Origin of the sequence: Streptomyces sp. enrichment culture (assembly GCF_964272855.1) — a bacterium.
In the GTDB taxonomy this organism is placed as follows: Bacteria; Actinomycetota; Actinomycetes; order Streptomycetales; family Streptomycetaceae; genus Streptomyces.
In genome coordinates, this window is the sequence record NZ_OZ186847.1 from 1368936 (window position 1) to 1384939 (window position 16004).

General features: G+C 74.0%; 15 protein-coding genes and 1 pseudogene. 8 read left to right on the forward strand and 8 right to left on the reverse strand.

All coding sequences use genetic code 11. The annotated features are described in order from the left end of the window. Positions 1-28 precede the first annotated feature (28 nt). Positions 29-904 carry a shikimate dehydrogenase gene (locus ACSU6L_RS05880; protein ID WP_437054228.1) on the reverse strand — a complete coding sequence of 292 codons (876 nt, stop codon included), beginning with the start codon at positions 902-904 and terminating at the stop codon, positions 29-31. Between the two features lie 177 nt (positions 905-1081). Between ACSU6L_RS05880 and ACSU6L_RS05885 the strand changes: the two genes are divergently transcribed. The 3 genes from ACSU6L_RS05885 (at position 1082) to ACSU6L_RS05895 (ending at position 4624) form a co-directional block, all read left to right on the forward strand. Further along, on the forward strand, positions 1082-1747 hold the full coding sequence (locus ACSU6L_RS05885) for a TetR/AcrR family transcriptional regulator (protein WP_437054230.1): 666 nt from the start codon (positions 1082-1084) through the stop codon (positions 1745-1747). Between the two features lie 215 nt (positions 1748-1962). Further along, entirely contained in the window at positions 1963-3315 is a 1353-nt protein-coding gene (locus ACSU6L_RS05890; protein WP_437054232.1) for an MFS transporter, read from the forward strand. A 91-nt stretch (positions 3316-3406) separates the two neighbouring features. Beyond that, a complete protein-coding gene (locus ACSU6L_RS05895; protein WP_437054234.1) occupies positions 3407-4624 on the forward strand; it encodes an MFS transporter in 1218 nt (405 codons plus the stop codon). 121 nt (positions 4625-4745) lie between these two features. Here the strand turns inward: ACSU6L_RS05895 and ACSU6L_RS05900 are convergent, their stop codons facing one another. Further along, entirely contained in the window at positions 4746-5171 is a 426-nt protein-coding gene (locus ACSU6L_RS05900; RefSeq protein WP_365517111.1) for a PPOX class F420-dependent oxidoreductase, read from the reverse strand. Positions 5172-5270: 99 nt separating this feature from the next. Here ACSU6L_RS05900 and ACSU6L_RS05905 point away from each other — a divergent pair, with 99 nt between their 5' ends. The 3 genes from ACSU6L_RS05905 (at position 5271) to ACSU6L_RS05915 (ending at position 8725) form a co-directional block, all read left to right on the forward strand. Further along, on the forward strand, positions 5271-5852 hold the full coding sequence (locus tag ACSU6L_RS05905; protein WP_437054237.1) for a TetR/AcrR family transcriptional regulator: 582 nt from the start codon (positions 5271-5273) through the stop codon (positions 5850-5852). Continuing rightward, a complete protein-coding gene (locus ACSU6L_RS05910) occupies positions 5849-7303 on the forward strand; it encodes an MFS transporter (RefSeq protein ID WP_437054239.1) in 1455 nt (484 codons plus the stop codon). Before ACSU6L_RS05905 ends, ACSU6L_RS05910 begins: the two co-directional genes overlap by 4 nt. Before the next feature lie 168 nt (positions 7304-7471). Further along, on the forward strand, positions 7472-8725 hold the full coding sequence (locus ACSU6L_RS05915) for a serine hydrolase domain-containing protein (protein WP_437054241.1): 1254 nt from the start codon (positions 7472-7474) through the stop codon (positions 8723-8725). 98 nt (positions 8726-8823) lie between these two features. On the opposite strand, the gene ribA is transcribed toward ACSU6L_RS05915, so the two are convergent. Beyond that, on the reverse strand, positions 8824-9486 hold the full coding sequence (gene ribA / locus ACSU6L_RS05920; protein WP_437054243.1) for a GTP cyclohydrolase II: 663 nt from the start codon (positions 9484-9486) through the stop codon (positions 8824-8826). A 57-nt stretch (positions 9487-9543) separates the two neighbouring features. Here ribA and ACSU6L_RS05925 point away from each other — a divergent pair, with 57 nt between their 5' ends. Next, entirely contained in the window at positions 9544-10323 is a 780-nt protein-coding gene (locus ACSU6L_RS05925) for a creatininase family protein (protein ID WP_437054245.1), read from the forward strand. A 167-nt stretch (positions 10324-10490) separates the two neighbouring features. On the opposite strand, the pseudogene ACSU6L_RS05930 reads toward ACSU6L_RS05925, so the two are convergent. The 5 genes and pseudogenes from ACSU6L_RS05930 to ACSU6L_RS05950 form a co-directional block, all read right to left on the reverse strand. Further along, positions 10491-11297, reverse strand: a pseudogene (locus ACSU6L_RS05930) (lysylphosphatidylglycerol synthase transmembrane domain-containing protein); the annotation flags it as partial. Continuing rightward, entirely contained in the window at positions 11294-12229 is a 936-nt protein-coding gene (locus ACSU6L_RS05935; protein ID WP_437064780.1) for a class I SAM-dependent methyltransferase, read from the reverse strand. The gene ACSU6L_RS05935 and the pseudogene ACSU6L_RS05930, both read right to left, overlap by 4 nt. Positions 12230-12294: 65 nt before the next feature. After that, entirely contained in the window at positions 12295-13482 is a 1188-nt protein-coding gene (locus ACSU6L_RS05940; protein ID WP_437054247.1) for a glycosyltransferase family 4 protein, read from the reverse strand. Continuing rightward, entirely contained in the window at positions 13479-13877 is a 399-nt protein-coding gene (locus tag ACSU6L_RS05945) for a 6-pyruvoyl trahydropterin synthase family protein (RefSeq protein ID WP_437054249.1), read from the reverse strand. The genes ACSU6L_RS05940 and ACSU6L_RS05945 overlap by 4 nt, the downstream gene beginning before the upstream one ends. A gap of 73 nt (positions 13878-13950) precedes the next feature. Then, the gene (locus tag ACSU6L_RS05950; protein ID WP_437054251.1) at positions 13951-14928 is read right to left on the reverse strand and encodes a zinc-dependent alcohol dehydrogenase; all 978 of its coding nucleotides are present in this window, start codon (positions 14926-14928) and stop codon (positions 13951-13953) included. A gap of 109 nt (positions 14929-15037) precedes the next feature. Here ACSU6L_RS05950 and ACSU6L_RS05955 point away from each other — a divergent pair, with 109 nt between their 5' ends. Further along, a complete protein-coding gene (locus ACSU6L_RS05955; protein WP_437054253.1) occupies positions 15038-15814 on the forward strand; it encodes a CDP-alcohol phosphatidyltransferase family protein in 777 nt (258 codons plus the stop codon). The last annotated feature ends 190 nt before the right edge of the window (positions 15815-16004 follow it).

Consider the following 16004-nt stretch of genomic DNA (forward strand, 5'->3'; position numbering starts at 1 on the left):
GCGTCCCCGGAGGGCTCGTCTTCCGGCCCTACTTCGGGGCGGCCACGGCCCCGGCCAGCTCGGCGATGTCCGCCAGCATCGCCGCGCTGTCCGGCTCGTGTCCGGTGAACAGCCGGAACGCGTCCACTGCCTGGAATACGGCCATCCCTCCACCGTCCAGCGTGGCGCAGCCGGCGGCGCGGGCGGTGCGCAGCAGTTCGGTCTCCAGCGGCCGGTAGACGACTTCGGCGACCCACAGGGCGGGCCGGAGAAGGCCGGCGGGGAAGGGCAGTCCGGGGTGGGCGGCCATGCCGGTGGGGGTGGCGTGCACGATGCCGTCGGCGTCCGCGAGCAGTGCGGGCAGCCGGTCGGGGGTGCCCGCGGCGGCGCGGCCGTCGCCGAAGTGCCGGGCGAGCCGGCCGGCGAGGGCGGCGGCCCGCTCGGGCAGGGCGTCGACGACCGTGATCCGCCCGGCGCCGAGGGTGAGCAGGGCGTGCGCGACGGCGGCGCCCGCGCCTCCGGCGCCCATCTGCACCACCCGCTCCAGTGGCGCGTCGGGCAGCCCGCGGGCGAAGGACGCGGCGAAGCCGGTGACGTCGGTGTTGTGGCCGACGGCGCGCCCGCCCTCGAAGACCACGGTGTTGACCGCGCCGAGCGCCTCGGCCTGCGGGGCGAGCGCGTCCAGGTGGCCGAGGACGAGCTGCTTGCACGGGTGGGTGATGTTCAGCCCGTCGAAGCCCAGGTCGCGGGCGGCGCCCACCAGGTCGCCGACCGCCTCGGGCGGGAGGCCGAGGCGGTCGAGGTCGAGGAGCCGGTAGAGGTAGCGCAGGCCCTGCCGGTCGGCCTCGCGCTGGTGCAGTGCCGGACTGAGCGAGGGTCCGATGCCGGAGCCGATCAGTCCGACGAGATACGAGTCCTGGGCCACGCGGACCTCCTGTGCGGGTCGCCCGCGGCGGCTGCCGGAGAGCCGATGCCGCGGAGCCGACGACGAAGCTAATGTACGAACTAGTACGTTAGTCATAGCAGCAGTGCCCCGCCAGGGGAAGCCCCGCCCGGCGGCCTCTTACAATCTCGGCACTGGCCCCTCGCCCGAAGGATTCCGATGACCAGCGTCGACGAACCGGCACGACCGAACGGGCGGATCCGCGACGCGGCCCGCACCAAGGCCGAGATCCTCGACGTGGCGACACAGGAGTTCGCCCGGGCCGGCTACGACGGCGCCCGGGTCGACGAGATCGCCGCCCGCACCCGCACCACCAAGCGGATGATCTACTACTACTTCGGCGGCAAGGAGCAGCTGTTCACGGCCGTGCTGGAGCGCGCGTACGGCGTGATCCGCGAGGCCGAACAGCAGCTGGACGTCGAGCATCTCGACCCGGTGGCGGCGATCCGGCGGCTGGCCGAGCTGACCTTCGACCACCACGAGCAGCACCCGGACTTCATCCGGCTGGTCAGCATCGAGAACATCCACGGCGCGGAGCACATCGCCGCCTCCGAGGAACTGGGGCGGATCGGTTCGCCGGCGCTGGACGTGATCCGCCGGATCCTGGCGGCGGGCCAGGAGTCGGGGCTGTTCACCGCCGACGTCGACGCGGTCGACCTGCACGCGATGATCAGCTCGTTCTGCTTCTTCCGGGTCGCCAACCGGCACACGTTCGGCGCCCTGTTCGGCCGCGACCTGGTCGACCCCGCCCAGCGCGAGCACTACCGGGCCATGCTCGGCGACATGGTGATCGCCTATCTGACGGCGGACCGAGCGGCGGACTGACCCCGATCCCCGGCCACCCCCAGCCGCTCCAGGCGCCGCCGGGGCTCCGGAGAAGTCCCGGAAATCCTCTGTGCACGACCCCTTGACATGCACGACACACGGGCGCAGCATCCCTAACCAACCCCGATTAACTATCCAGTGGGTTAATTAGCCGAGATCCGGCACTTCCCCTCTCCCCTCACTCCGCTGCGTCGGAGTCCCCCGAAGGAGCCGCCGTGTCCGTCCCCGCCCCCGCCTCCGCCGCCCCGCCCGGCCAGCCGAAGAAGGCCGCCGCGGCCGCCTGGATCGGCAGTGCGCTCGAGTACTACGACTTCTTCATCTACGGCAGCGCGGCCGCCCTGATCTTCCCGGAGGTCTTCTTCGACGAGTCCGACCCGGCCACCGCGACGCTGCTGTCGCTGGCCACGTTCGGTGTCGCGTACGCGGCCCGCCCGGTCGGGGCGCTCTTCCTCGGTCACTTCGGCGACCGGCTCGGCCGTAAGAAGATCATGGTCTTCACGCTGATGCTGATGGGCCTGTCGACCTTCCTGATCGGCTGTCTGCCCACCCGCGACCAGGTCGGCACCCTCGCCCCGGTGCTGCTGGTGCTGTGCCGGGTCCTCCAGGGCATCTCGGCGGCGGGCGAACAGGCCAGCGCCAACTCCATGACGCTGGAACACGCGCCGCCGGGCCGCCGCGGCTTCTTCACCAGTTTCACTCTCAGCGGCACCCAGGGCGGCCAGTTGCTGGCGACGCTCGTCTTCATCCCGATCGCCGCGCTGCCCGAGGAGCACCTGATGGCGTGGGGCTGGCGGGTGCCGTTCTGGCTGAGCGTCGCCGTCGCCGTGGTCGGCTGGGTGATCCGCCGCAAGCTGGACGAGACGCCCGCCTTCGAGCAGCAGGCCGCGACCGAGGGGGTCGCGAAGCTGCCGCTGGCGATCCTGCTGCGCGAGCACTGGGCGGATGTGCTGCGGGTGGTCGCGGGCGCCCTGATCGCCTCGGTCAGCACCATCTTCACGGTGTGGGCGCTGGCGTACGCCACCGGCGACTCGGTCGGCATGAGCCGTTCCGGGATGCTCTGGGTGGGCGCGCTGGCCAACGTCGTCGCGCTCGCCGCGATCCCGCTGTGGGCCACGTTGTCGGACCGGATCGGCCGCCGCCCGGTCTACCTCGTCGGCGCGGTCGGCAGCGCGGTGACGATGTTCCTGTACCTGTGGGCGATCTCCACCGGCTCCTACCCGCTGACGATGCTGCTCGGCATCGTCGCCTTCGGTGTCGTCTACAGCGCGGCGAACGGGGTGTGGCCGGCGTTCTACGGCGAGATGTTCACGACCCGGGTGCGGCTGTCCGGCATGGCGATCGGCACGCAGATCGGCTTCGCCGTCGCCGGGTTCGCGGTCACGTTCGCGGCGCAGATCGCGGGCCCCGACGGGGACGACTGGTTCTCCGTGGCCCTGTTCACCGCCGCGCTGTGCGTGCCGCCGGTGATCGCCGCGCTGTCGGCGCGCGAGACGCACCGGGTGCCGACGGAACTCCTCGGCGAGCGGACGCCCGCCGAGACGCCCAGCCCGGCGGCGGTCACCGCCTGAGCGCCCCCCGCCTCCCGAGCCCCCGGACGTTCGGCGTTCCGGGGGCTCGCCCCTTGAACCTGACATCAGTGTCAGGCCCGAGCCTGCGGGCATGCGAAACCGGACTCCTCTCGACACGGACCTCGAACGGCAGCCGCGCACGGCGTCGCCCCGGCTGCCCCTGACCGCCCTCCTCGCCCTGGCCACCGCCGTCTTCGTCACCAGCCTCACCGAGACCCTGCCCGCGGGTGTGCTGCCCGCGATGAGCACGGACCTCGGGGTGGGCGAGAGCGCGATGGGTCAGTCGGTGACGGTGTACGCGGCGGGTACGGCACTCACCGCGATCCCGCTGTCCGCGGCCACCGCGCACTGGCGGCGCAAGCGGCTGCTGCTGGCGGCGATGGCCGGGTTCGCCGTCGCCAACACGGTCACCGCGGCGTCGGCGAACTATCCGCTGACCATGGCGGCCCGGTTCACGGCCGGGGTGGCCGCGGGCCTCGCCTGGGCACTGCTCGCCGGATACGCCCGCCGCCTGGCACCCCCGGCCCTCCAGGGCAAGGCGGTCGCGGTCGTCATGACCGGCATCCCCGTGGCGCTGTCGCTCGGCGTGCCCGCTGGCACGTACCTGGGCGGGGCGCTGGGCTGGCGGACGGCGTTCTGGCTGATGACGGCGCTCACCGCGGTCCTGCTCGGCTGGATCGCGGTGGGCGTCCCGGACCGCCCGGGACAGCGGCCGGAGGCGCGCGGCGGCATGCTGCGGGCGCTGACCGTGCCCGGGGTGGCGCCGGTGCTCTTCGTGACCCTGGTCTTCGTGCTGGCGCACACCGTGCTGTACGCGTACATCGCCACGTTCCTCGACCGGTTCGGCATGGGCGACCGGGCGGACCTGGTGCTGCTGGTGTTCGGCGGCGCGTCGCTGATCGGCATCTGGGTCGTCGGCGCGCACATCGACCGGCGGCTGCGCGCGCTCACCGTGGCGAGCACCCTGCTGGTCGGCGCGGCCGCCGTGCTGCTGGCCGGGTACGCCGGCACCGAGCCGCTGGTGTGGCTGGCGGCGGCGCTCTGGGGGCTCGGCTGGGGCGGCGCGCCGACCCTGCTGCAGACCGCGGTCGCGGAGGCGGGTGGCGAGCAGGCCGACGCCGCGCAGGCGATGCTCGTCACGCTGTGGAACGCGGCGATGGCCGGCGGCGGGGCCGTGGGCGGCATCCTGCTCGGCCTGTTCGGCGCGACCGCGTTCCCGTGGACCGTGCTGGTGCTGCTGGTGCCGGTGCTGGCGGTGGTGGTGGGCGCCCGCGCGCACGGGTTCCCCGGGGCGACGGCTCGCCGGTAGCAGCGGGGGCTCCCTGATCAGGTCAGGGACGGGGAGCCCCCTCCTCAGAAGCAGGGAATCGCCTCCTCGGGAGCAGGGAATCGCCTCCTCGGGAGCAGGGAATCGCCTCCTCGGGAGCGCCTCAGGAACGGGGAATCCCGTACGCCCGCTCCACCCGCAGCCGCAGCACAAGACGCCGGTCGCGGACCATGGAGGCCCGGTAGTCGTCCCAGTCGGGGTGCTCGCCCAGGACGTCCCGGTACAGCCGGATCAGCTCCTCGACGGTCTCGTCGTGCGGGTCCTCGGCGACGGGTGAGAGGTCGGCCGTGCCCTCGGCGACCGCGTAGGCCCACCGGTCGTCGGTGGTGACGTGGTACGACGCCCGGGGGTCACGGCGCAGGTTGCGGGTCTTGGCGCGGTCGTCGGTGAGCGAGACGCGGATGATCCGCTCGTCCGGGTCGTAGGTGTGTTTGACGTTCGACAGCTGGGGGCGGCCGTCGCGCTTGAGGGTGACGAGCACGCCGTCGTGGCCTTCGGAGAACAGCTTCAGCAGGTCGTCCTGGGTCATACCCCGGTCAACTCCCGCGACCCGGCCTCGCATTCCCGCGAGCGAATACGAGGGACCCACGAGTAGACAGTGTCTACACAGAGCTGGTAGACACTGTCTATGAGTGAAGCCGAGCCGAATCTGCGCGCACGACTGGTCGACGCCGGCGTGGACCTGGTGACCCGCGAGGGCGCCCAGGCACTGACCCTGCGGGAGATCGCCCGCCGGGCCGGTGTCTCGCACGGGGCGCCGCGTCGCCACTTCCCCACCCATCTGGAACTGCTGTCGGCCATCGCCCGCCGCGGCTTCGACGCGCTCGGCGAACGGGCCCGGGAAGCGCTCGGCGACGGTGCGGCGGACCCGCGCGCACAGGTGGCGGCACTGAGCCGCGTCTACCTGGAGTTCGCGCTGGGCAACCGCGGCATGTACGAGCTGATGTTCCGTCACGATCTGCTGGCCAGCGGCCACTTGCGGCTGAGGGACACCAGCCTTCCCCTCTTCGGCCTGCTGGTGGAGCTGGTCGGCCGGGCGTGTCCCGGCGCCGACGCCCGGGCCGTCGCGGGCGCGCTGTGGGCGAACCTGCACGGCATCGCCCAGCTGTGGGGCTGGGGCAGCCTGCAACTCGCCGTCGGCGCGGACGACTTCGGATCACTGCTGCACACCGCGCTGGACGCCCACCTCGGTCCCGGGAGCGACCGGTGAACCGCGCGCTCACCCTGGCGAGCAGTGTGGCCGGGGCGGTCGTCGTCGCCCTCGACGGCACCCTCCTGACCGTCGCGCAGCCCACCCTCCAGCGGGACCTCGACGCCTCCTTCGCGCAGGTGCAGTGGACCACCACCGGGTATCTCGTCGCGGTGGCGGCGCTGCTGGTGTTCGCGGGGCGGCTCGGCGACCGGTACGGGCACCGGCGGCTGTTCGGCGTCGGCATGCTGGGCTTCGGCGTCGTCTCGGCCGGAATCGGACTGGCCCCCGGGATCGGCTGGGTCATCGGGCTGCGGATCGCCCAGGGGGTGTGCGGGGCGCTGCTGCAACCCGCCACGCTCGGCATGCTACGCGCCGCCTACCCGCCCGACGGGCTGCGTACGCCTCTCGCCGTTCGGACCGCCGCGATCGGGGTGGCGGCGGCAGCGGGGCCGGTCCTGGGCGGGGCACTGGTGACGGAGCTGGGCTGGCGGGCGGTGTTCTTCCTGCACGTCGTACCGGCGCTCGCCTTCGGTCTGCTCGCCCTGACCACGCGGACGCCCGAGCCGCCGAGGGCCGCCGTACGGCTGGACCTGCCCGGCGCGCTGCTGCTCGCGCTCGCCCTCGCCGCCCTGGTGCACGGCCTCGCCGGCGTGGCGGACAGCGGCGGCACCGCCTCGGCGGGAGCGGCCCTCGCGGTGGCGGCGGTCGCCGGTGCGGCGTTCGTACGGCACGAGCGGCGCGCCCCGCACCCGCTGGTGCCCGCGGACGTCGTACGGTCGGCGGCCGTCGGATCGGCGCTCGGCGTGCTGGTGACCGCCTCGGCCGCGCTGCACGGCACGCTGTTCGTCTGCGTGTACCTCCTCCAGGGCCCGCTCGGCCTCGACCCGTTCCAGAGCGCCCTGCGCAGCCTGCCCCTGGCCGTGCTGATGATCGCCGCCGCGGCCGTCAGCCCGGTCCTGCTGCGGCGCACGGGCGCCCGGCGGGCCACCGTCACCGCCACGCTGGTGCTCGCCGCCGGAGCCCTGCTGCTGTCCACCGCGTCCGGCACGCTCGCGCTGTGCACCGGTTTCGCGCTGGTCGGCGCGGGGTTCGGCACGGTGATGGTGGCGGCCACCCACGTCGTCGTACGGCATGCCCCCGCCGAGTCGGCCGGGGTGGCGGGCGGGCTCCAGCAGACCGCCCTGAACGTCGGACCGGCACTCGGCGTCGCCGCGGCGACCCTGCTCGTGACCGCCGGTGGTCTGCACACCCCGCTGACGGCCTTCGCCGCCCTCGCGGCGGCGGGCGCGGCGATCGGGGGCGCGCTGCCGGGGCGGACGCGGACGCACACGCCTGCGGCGGGCGGGGCGGATGGCGAACCGGGGAGCCAGGGCGCCGGAGGCGGGGCCGGGGTCGGGGCGAGGCGCGGCGACGTACCGGTTGAGGGAGCCGAGACCCGGGCAGGGTTGCACGACGCACCGACCGGGTGAGTCGAGACGTAGACCATCAGCCGGGCACGTCGACGTACGGGCCGGGGGCACACGGCGTTCGGGGCGCCGGCTCCCCCGTACCCGGTCACCTGCGCGACCATGAGGTCTGAGGGCGCTCCCACGGGGTATGCCCGATCGCACCTCGGTGAACGCGATCGGAGGACGGCGATGGCACTGCTGCGACAAGAGGTCGAACCGGACGAGGCGGGGCTGGACGCGGGGGCGCTCGGGCGGCTGGACCGGCATTTCGCCCGTGAGGTCGACGCGGGACGGCTGCCCGGCTTCCTGGTGGCGGTCGCGCGCGGCGGCCGGGTCGCCCACCTCACCGCCTACGGGCACCGCGACATCGCCGCGGGGCTCCCGGTGGAGCCGGACACGCTGTGGCGGATCTACTCCATGACGAAGCCGGTCACCTCGGTGGCCGCGCTGCTGCTGGTGGAGGAGGGGCGGCTCGCGCTGGACGACCCGGTCGCCCGGCATCTGCCGGAGTTCGCCGACGCCCGCGTCTACGCCGGCGGCTCGGGCGCGGACGTCCGTACCCGCCCGGCCGCCGGGCCGATACGGGTCCGGCATCTGATGACCCACACCGCGGGCCTGACGTTCGCCTTCTACCACTCGCATCCGGTGGACGCCCTCTACCGCGAGGCGGGCCTGGACTCGTCGGTGGCGCCGGGCAAGGACCTGGCGGGCACGGTCGGGGTGTACGCGCGGATGCCGCTGCAGTTCGAGCCGGGCACGCAGTGGAACTACTCGGTGGCCAGCAACGTGCTCGGCCGGATCGTCGAGGTGGTGTCGGGACAGCCCCTGGACGTGTTCCTCGCCGAGCGGGTCTTCCGGCCGCTGGGCATGCCGGACGCCGGATTCCAGGTGAGCGACGAACAGGCGGGGCGGCTCGCCGAGCTGTACGGCGAGAAGGAGGACGGCGACGGGATCCAGCCGATCCCCGGGCTGCCGCTGCGCGGCCGGCCGCGTTTCCTGTCGGGCAGCGGCGGTATGGTGGCGACCGCATACGATATCCACCGGTTCATGGAGCTGCTGCGCCGCCGCGGCGAACTGGACGGGGTACGGCTGCTGACGCCGGAGACCGTCGACCTGATGACCAGCAACCAGCTGCCGGGCGGCGCCGATCTGCGCTCGTTCGGCAGCCGCCCCGCCCACGACGAGCCCGGCAACGACGGCGTCGGGTTCGGGCTCGGCGTGTCGGTGGTGATCGACCCGTCCCGCACCCGGTCGCCCTCGGGGCTCGGTACGTTCGGCTGGAGCGGGGTGGCGACCACCACGTTCTGGGTCGACCCGAGCCGGGACCTGACCGTGCAGTTCATGACGCAGCTGCGGCCGCGCCGCTCGCACACCGTCTACCCGGACCTGAAGCGGCTGGTGCACGAGGCGGTGACGCCGGTGTCTCAGTCGTCACCGCGGTAGGTGAACACGACGCCGTCACGGGCGAGTTCGCCGGTCCCCGCCCGGGAGCGGCCGGCCGTCACGGACCGCCGGTATCGGCCCCCCCTCCCCCACACCCGTCATCGAGACAGGTGCGCCACCGCGTCCAGATGGGGCAGGTGGTGGTCCAGCCGCTCCCGCTTCGTCCGCAGATAGGTGATGTTGTTCTCGCACGGCGGGATGAGCAGCGGCACCTGCTCGGCGACCTGTATCCCGTGCAGCAGCAACGCCTCCCGCTTGCGCGGGTTGTTGGACATCAGCCGCACCGAACGCACCCCCAGGTCCCTCAGCACGCCGGCGGCGGCACCGTAGTCGCGGGCGTCCACCGGCAGCCCGAGCGCGACGTTCGCCTCCACCGTGTCCAGGCCCTCGGCCTGCAACGCCATCGCCCGCAGCTTGCCCAGCAGCCCGATGCCGCGGCCCTCGTGCCCTCTGAGGTAGACGACGACACCGGCGCCCTCCGCGACCACCGCCCGCAGCGCCGACGCCAGCTGGTCACCGCACTCGCAGTGCTGCGAGCCGAACGCGTCGCCGGTCAGGCACTCCGAGTGCAGCCGGGTGAGGACGCCGTCGGCGCCGGGATCGCCGTACACGAGGGCGACGTGCTCGTCACCGCGCTCGTGGTCGAGATAGCCGACCGCCTGGAATTTCCCGTACACGGTGGGCAATGGCGCATTCACCACGCGTTCCACACCGGTGCGTTGTGGGGTCTTCTTGCCGAGCACGCCGATTTTCTCTGTCATGATCTGGTTCCTCAACATCTTCGACTTCCTCACCATCAGACGAAAGGCCGGGAAAAGATGAGCGGTTCGGGAATACGGGCACAAGGACCGGGACCGGCGTACGGTCCGCTGCCGCAGGACACCACCGACGACGTACGGGCACGCGGGGCGGGTGTCAGCGGGCAGGTCGCCGTCCTTCCGGTCGGCAGCTTCGAGCAGCACGGCCCGTATCTCCCGCTGGCCACCGACACGCTCGTCGCCTGCGCCGTCGCCCGCGACATCGCCGCCGCCCACCCGGTGCACCTCCTTCCCCCGGTCACGATCTCCTGCTCCCACGAGCACGCGGCCTGGCCCGGGACCGTCAGCATCTCCGCGGCGACCCTGCACGCGGTGGTCCGCGACATAGCGGACTCGCTGCGCCGCTCGGGCGTCGACGCCCTGGTCCTGGTCAACGGGCACGGCGGCAATTACGTCCTCGGCAACGTCGTCCAGGAAGCCTCCGCGCGCGGCGAGCGGATGGCACTGTTCCCGGCCCCGGAGGACTGGGAGACGGCGCGGGAGCGGGCCGGGGTGTCGACCTCTCTGCTCACCGACATGCACGCGGGCGAGATCGAGACCTCCATCCTTCTGCACGCCCATCCGGAATCCGTCCGGCCCGGTTATGGGACCGCCGATTTCATAGCCGACGACCGGCGTCATCTGCTCACCACCGGAATGTCCGCCTACACCGATTCGGGAGTCATCGGGCGGCCTTCCCTCGGCACCGCGGAAAAGGGGAAGGAACTGCTGGCGAGTCTGGTGGATTCCTTCACCGCGTACTTCGAGTTGCTCACCTCCGACGGCGGCAGCCGGGCGTAGCGGCCTTCGGCGGCGGGCTCCGGTACGGCGGTCCGGGCGGCGCCCGTCGCACCGGCGGCCCGCAGCGACGCGAGCCAGCGGGCGACCGGCACGAGGACGCCCGGCAGGCTCGCCGCGAAGCCCAGCACGCCGTAGACCACGGCGACCGCGAGGCCGTCGCCCGCGCCCAGGCCGGCGGCGCCGAACGCCCAGGCGGTGACGCCCTCCCGCGGGCCCCAGCCGCCCACGTTGAGCGGCAGGCTCATGGCGAGCAGGGCGAGGACCGCGAGCGGCAGCAGCACCATCGCTGACGCGTCACTGCCGGTGATCCGCGCGGCGAGCAGAAACATCGCAACATGCCCGGCCAGGACGGCGACCGACGCGAGCGCCACGCCCGGCCCGTTGCGGCGCGACAGCAGCGCCGCACGCACCTCCGCCACCAGCGCCCGCCGGCGCCGGGCGCCGGCGCCCCGGTTCATCCGCAGGGCGAGGACGACCGCGACCGCGCCCAGCGCGGCCACCGCCGCCGGCAGGGCGAACTGCCGGACTTCCGACCGGACCGGGGACGCCACCGTCAGCAGGACCCCCGCGCCCGCCACCGCCAGCACCACCTGTCCCGCGGCCCGTTCCAGGACCACCGCCCGCACCCCGCGGCCGAGGTCCCCGGAGCTGTGCCCGTGCCGCACCGCCCGGTGCACGTCGCCCAGCACCCCGCCGGGCAGGGCCGCGTTCAGGAACAGCGCCCGGTAGTAGTCGGCCACGGCCGGGCCGTACGGCAGCCGGATCCCCAGCCCGCGGGCGACCAGCTGCCAGCGCCACGCGCTGAGGGCGGTCGTGACGACGCCGATGCCGACCGCCGCGAGCAGCGCGGGCCCGTCGATCCGCCGCAGCCCGTCCACGAAGACCCCCGTGCCCAGACGCCAGACGACGACGGCCAGGACGACGGTCCCGACGACGGTGCCGAGGTGGGCGCGCAGCGCGCGGGACGGCTTCACGACACGCCGCCGGTCGGGCGGGCCAGCGCCAGCAGATCGCTGTGGTGGACGGTCACCCGCAACTCCCCCGCGGCGCAGGCCGCCAGACGCGCCGCCAGGTACTTCCCGGCCCGGTCCTTCAGCTCGGGCCGCTGCTCCACGGCGGCGCCCACCCAGCCGCGCAGCCACTGCGCGGTCAGTGCCGCGTCGCCGGGACCGAGCCGCCACGGGCTGGGCCGCACCCGTACCGTCGCGCCGCGCGCGTCGAACGCCTCGCAGGCCACGGTCACCGCGTCCGGGCCGAGCAGCCCGGTGCGCCGCTGGTGGGCGTTGAACGCCTCCACGATCTCCGCGTCCAGCGGGTCCCCCGGAGTGAGGTCGACACGGCCGGCCACGGACAGCGTCAGCAGCGCGGGACACCCGGCGCCCGCGCACGCCGCGGCCAGCGCGTCCACCTCCTCCCGGGTCAGCACGTCCAGCAGCGCGGACGCCGTCACCAGGGACGCCCCGGCGAGCGCCTCGGGAGTGAGCCGGGCGACGTCGCCGCGCCGGGTCTCGACCGTGACCCGGCTGCCGTCTGCGGCGGAGCGCGGCGAGGCCACGGCCGCGAAGTGCAGCAGATACGGGTCGCGGTCGTGCAGCACCCAGTGCTGGGCGCCGTCGAGCCGGGGCGCGAGCCAGCGTCCCATCGACCCGGTGCCGCAGCCCACGTCGTGCACGACGAGGCCGCCGGCCCGGCCGGGCAGGTTCGCCAGCCGGATCCGCAGCGGGTCCAGCAGCTCGCCCGCCCGCGCCGCCGCGTCGGCGCCCTCCCGCAGCTCCAGCCACTCGGGCGCGTAACGCGGCGGCTCCTCGTCCGCGCCGCCGCCCTCCCGCAGCCGTACGGTGGGACGCTCGCCGGGGCGGGCGGCGGCGGGCCCGGCGCCGGGGATCACCTCCTGCGTCCCGGCCATCTTCACCTGCGCCGGAATCCCGCCGACCGTCTGTTCCGCCGGCTGTGCCGTCGTCCCGGTGTCGCTCATGCCGCCCTCCGCGGTACGTCGGTGAGCCGGCTCAGCACGCCGGCGAGGGACTTGGCGGTGGTCGCCCAGCCGTCCAGGGCCGCCCGGCGACCCCGCGCCGCGGCCTTCAGCCGGCGCCTTACGTCCGCCTCGCCGAACCAGCCGCGCAGTTCGGCCGCGAGCGCCGCGGGGTCCTCCGGCGGGACGAGGATGCCGGGCACCCCGCCGTCCGGGGCGCGGCCCACCGCCTCCGGGAGCCCGCCCACGTCCGTGGCCAGCACCGGGATGCCGCGCGCCAGCGCCTCGGTGACGGCCATGCCGTACGTCTCGGCGTACGACGTGAGCACCATCAGGTCGGCGGCGGCGTAGCTCGCGTCGAGGGCGGCGCCGGACTGCGGTCCCGCGAGATGGACGCGGCCCGTCAGGCCGTACCCGTCGATCAGGGACCGCAGCCGGGCGACGTAGCCCGGGTCCTGAGTCAGTCCGCCCACGCACACACAGCTCCACGGCAGCTCGGCGACCGCGGCCAGCGCCTCCACCAGCCGGTGCTGCCCCTTGCGCGGGGTGACCGCGGCCACGCACAGCAGCCGCGACACGCCGTCCGTGCCGGACGCGAGGGGCGCGATGTCGGCGCCCGGCGCGGCGACGTGGACCCGGTCGGGGGCCAGCCCGTGGTGGGAGACCAGGCGGCGCACCGCCCAGTCGCTGGTGGCGATCACCGCGGGCACCGCCCGCAGCACCGCCCGCTCCAGGACGTCCAGTTCGGCGGCCGCCTCCGGCGCCAGGCCCGTCTCGTCACCGAGCGGCAGGTGGACGAGGACGGCCGGCCGCAGCCGCTCCGCCTCGGGGACGACGACCTCGGGGACACCGCAGGCGATCAGCCCGTCGAGGAGGACGACCGCGCCGTCCGGCAGCTGCCGCAGCGTACGGGCGAGTTCGGCGCGGTCCGCCGCGCCCGGCCGGGGCCAGGTACCCGTCACCAGATGCCGCTGGACCTGCCAGCCGAAGCCGGGCAGGTCCAGGCACATCCGGCGGTCGTAGGCGTTGCCGCCGCTCGGCACGGCCGGGTCGTCGACGCCGCCCGGCATGACGAAGTGCACGGTCCGCAGGGACATCCGGACGATCTCCGCGCTCGCCAGGGCGCCGGACTGCGCGGGCACGTAGCGCAGCGCCGCCGCCCGCTGTTCGACGGTCGCGTCGGTCACAGGGCACGCTCGTAACTCGCCCAGGCGATGTGCGACTCGTGCAGCGTGACCGCGATGCCCGCGATGCCCCGGGCGCCCTCGCCGAGCGCGCCCTTGTGGATGCGCTCGGCGAGCCGGTCGGCGATGACCTTCGCCAGGAACTCCGTGGAGGTGTTGGTCCCGGCGAAGTCGGGCTCGTTGTCGAGGTTGCGGTAGTTGAGCTCGCCGACGACGGCACCGAGTTCCCGGGTGGCCAGCCCGATGTCGACGACGATGTTGTCCTCGTCCAGCTGTTCGCGCCGGAACGTGGCGTCCACGAGGAACGTGGCCCCGTGCAGACGCTGCGCGGGTCCGAAGACCTCCCCGCGGAAGCTGTGGGCGATCATGATGTGATCGCGGACGGTGACACTGAACAAGGGAACGACCCTCCAGGTGCGGTGCATCGATGCCGGGTAGTACGGCTGCCGGCCTTCCGGTGTTCAGCGGCGGTTATCGCGGGTACCGCACCCGGTGGCACAGCGCGGGGATCCGGCCGTCGGCGAGCCGGGGCAGCACGTCCGGCAGGTCCTCGAACGCGCACTCCCCCGTGATGAGCGCGTCGAGCGCCGGGTCGGCGAGCAGTTCGAGGGCGAGGGCGAGCCGGTCGCCGTACGTACGGGTGGCGCGGCGCGCCGGGGAGACGGTGCCGACCTGGCTGCTGCGCAGCACGATCCGCCGCGCGTGGAAGTCCTCGCCCAGCGGGACGCTCACCTTCCGGTCGCCGTACCAGCTCAGTTCGAGGACGGTGCCCTCGGTGGCGACGAGTTCCAGCGAGCGGGCGAGTCCCTGCTCGGTGGCGCTGGCGTGCACGACGAGGTCCCGGTCGCCGAGCGCGTCGGCGGGCGCGGCGAAGTCCACGCCGAGGGCCTTCGCGGTCTCGGCGCGGGCCGGATCGGAGTCGACCAGCTGGACGCGCACGCCGGGGAAACGGGCCAGCAGCGCGGCCACCGAACAGCCGACCATGCCGCCGCCGACCACCGCGATCCGGTCGCCGACCAGCGGCGGCGCGTCCCACAGCGCGTTGACGGCGGTCTCCACGGTGCCCGCGAGCACGGCCCGTTCGGCCGGCACGCCGTCGGGGACCGGGGTGACGGCGGAGGCGGGGACGACGTACCGGGTCTGATGCGGATGCAGGCAGAAGACGGTACGGCCCACCAGTTCCGCCGGACCCTCCTCGACGACACCGACGCCGAGGTAGCCGTACTTCACCGGCGCCGGGAAGTCGCCCTCCTGGAACGGGGCCCGCATCGCCGCGTGCTGACTGCTCGGCACCCCGCCGCGGAACACCAGCGTCTCCGTGCCGCGGCTCACCCCCGACCACAGCGCGCGCACCACCACGTCGCCCTCGGCCGGCTCCGGCAGCTCCACCTCGCGAATCTCCCCCTGCCCGGGGGAGGCGAGCCAGAACGCATGTGCGGTTCGTGTCATCGGCGGTCCTCCTGAACGATCGGCCAGTGGTTCGCGTACCGAGATGTGCACAGGCCGCGCACAGTACGCGGCGATGATCGACTCTGTCATTACGGCCGGAGGATGCGCGGTGGCCCTGAACAACACATACGGTGCGCGACTGGTCCAGCAGGAGACCGCGCTCGGCGCGGGCGTGCAGATCCTGCTGCTGGCCCTGCTCGGGTCGGCGACCGGGATGGGGCCGGCGGGCTGGCTGACCGGCCTCGTCTTCGCCGTCGCCAGCTGGGCCGTCCTCTCCCGCGCCGTACACCGCTCCCGGCTCAGCTCCTTCGGCCCCGCCAACCGGGTCACCCTCGGCCGGGCCACCCTGGTCGGCGGGGTGACCGCCCTGGTCGCCGACTCCTTCCGCAGCTCACCGCCGGTCACCCTGTTCGTCGCCCTCACCGCGGTGGCGCTGATCCTCGACGGCGTGGACGGCAAGGTCGCCCGGCGCACCGGGACCTCGTCGGCGCTGGGAGCACGCTTCGACATGGAGGTCGACGCGTTCCTCATCCTCGTGCTGAGCGTGTACGTCTCGGCGGACCTGGGCCCGTGGGTCCTGCTGATCGGCGGCATGCGGTACGCGTTCGTCGCCGCCGCGCGGCTGTGGCCGTGGCTGACGGCACCCCTGCCGCCGAGCACGGCGCGTAAGGCGGTGGCGGCGGTGCAGGGGGTGTTCCTGCTGCTCGCGGGCGCGGAACTGCTGCCGTACGTGGCCAACGCGGGCGTCGTGGCGCTCGCACTCGGCCTGCTGGTGTGGTCGTTCGGGCGGGACGTGCTGTGGCTGTGGCGGACGTCCCGGTCCCGGACGATGGCGGCTGGGGAGACTTCGCACGTGGCGAAGGACGTCGAACTGATCGCCGGGTGAGGCGCCGGGCCGGCCGGAACTCCGCCCCTCCATCACCCAGTTGCTGTACGGACACGGCGGCTACGGCCCAGGGCACTCGGTGAGCGGGCGCGCGAGCAACACACACCGCGGCCTCGGCACCGCCTGCCCCGTACCACGTACGCGCGTCCCCCACTCCCCGCGTACAGCACCATCCTGTGCACACGCACCG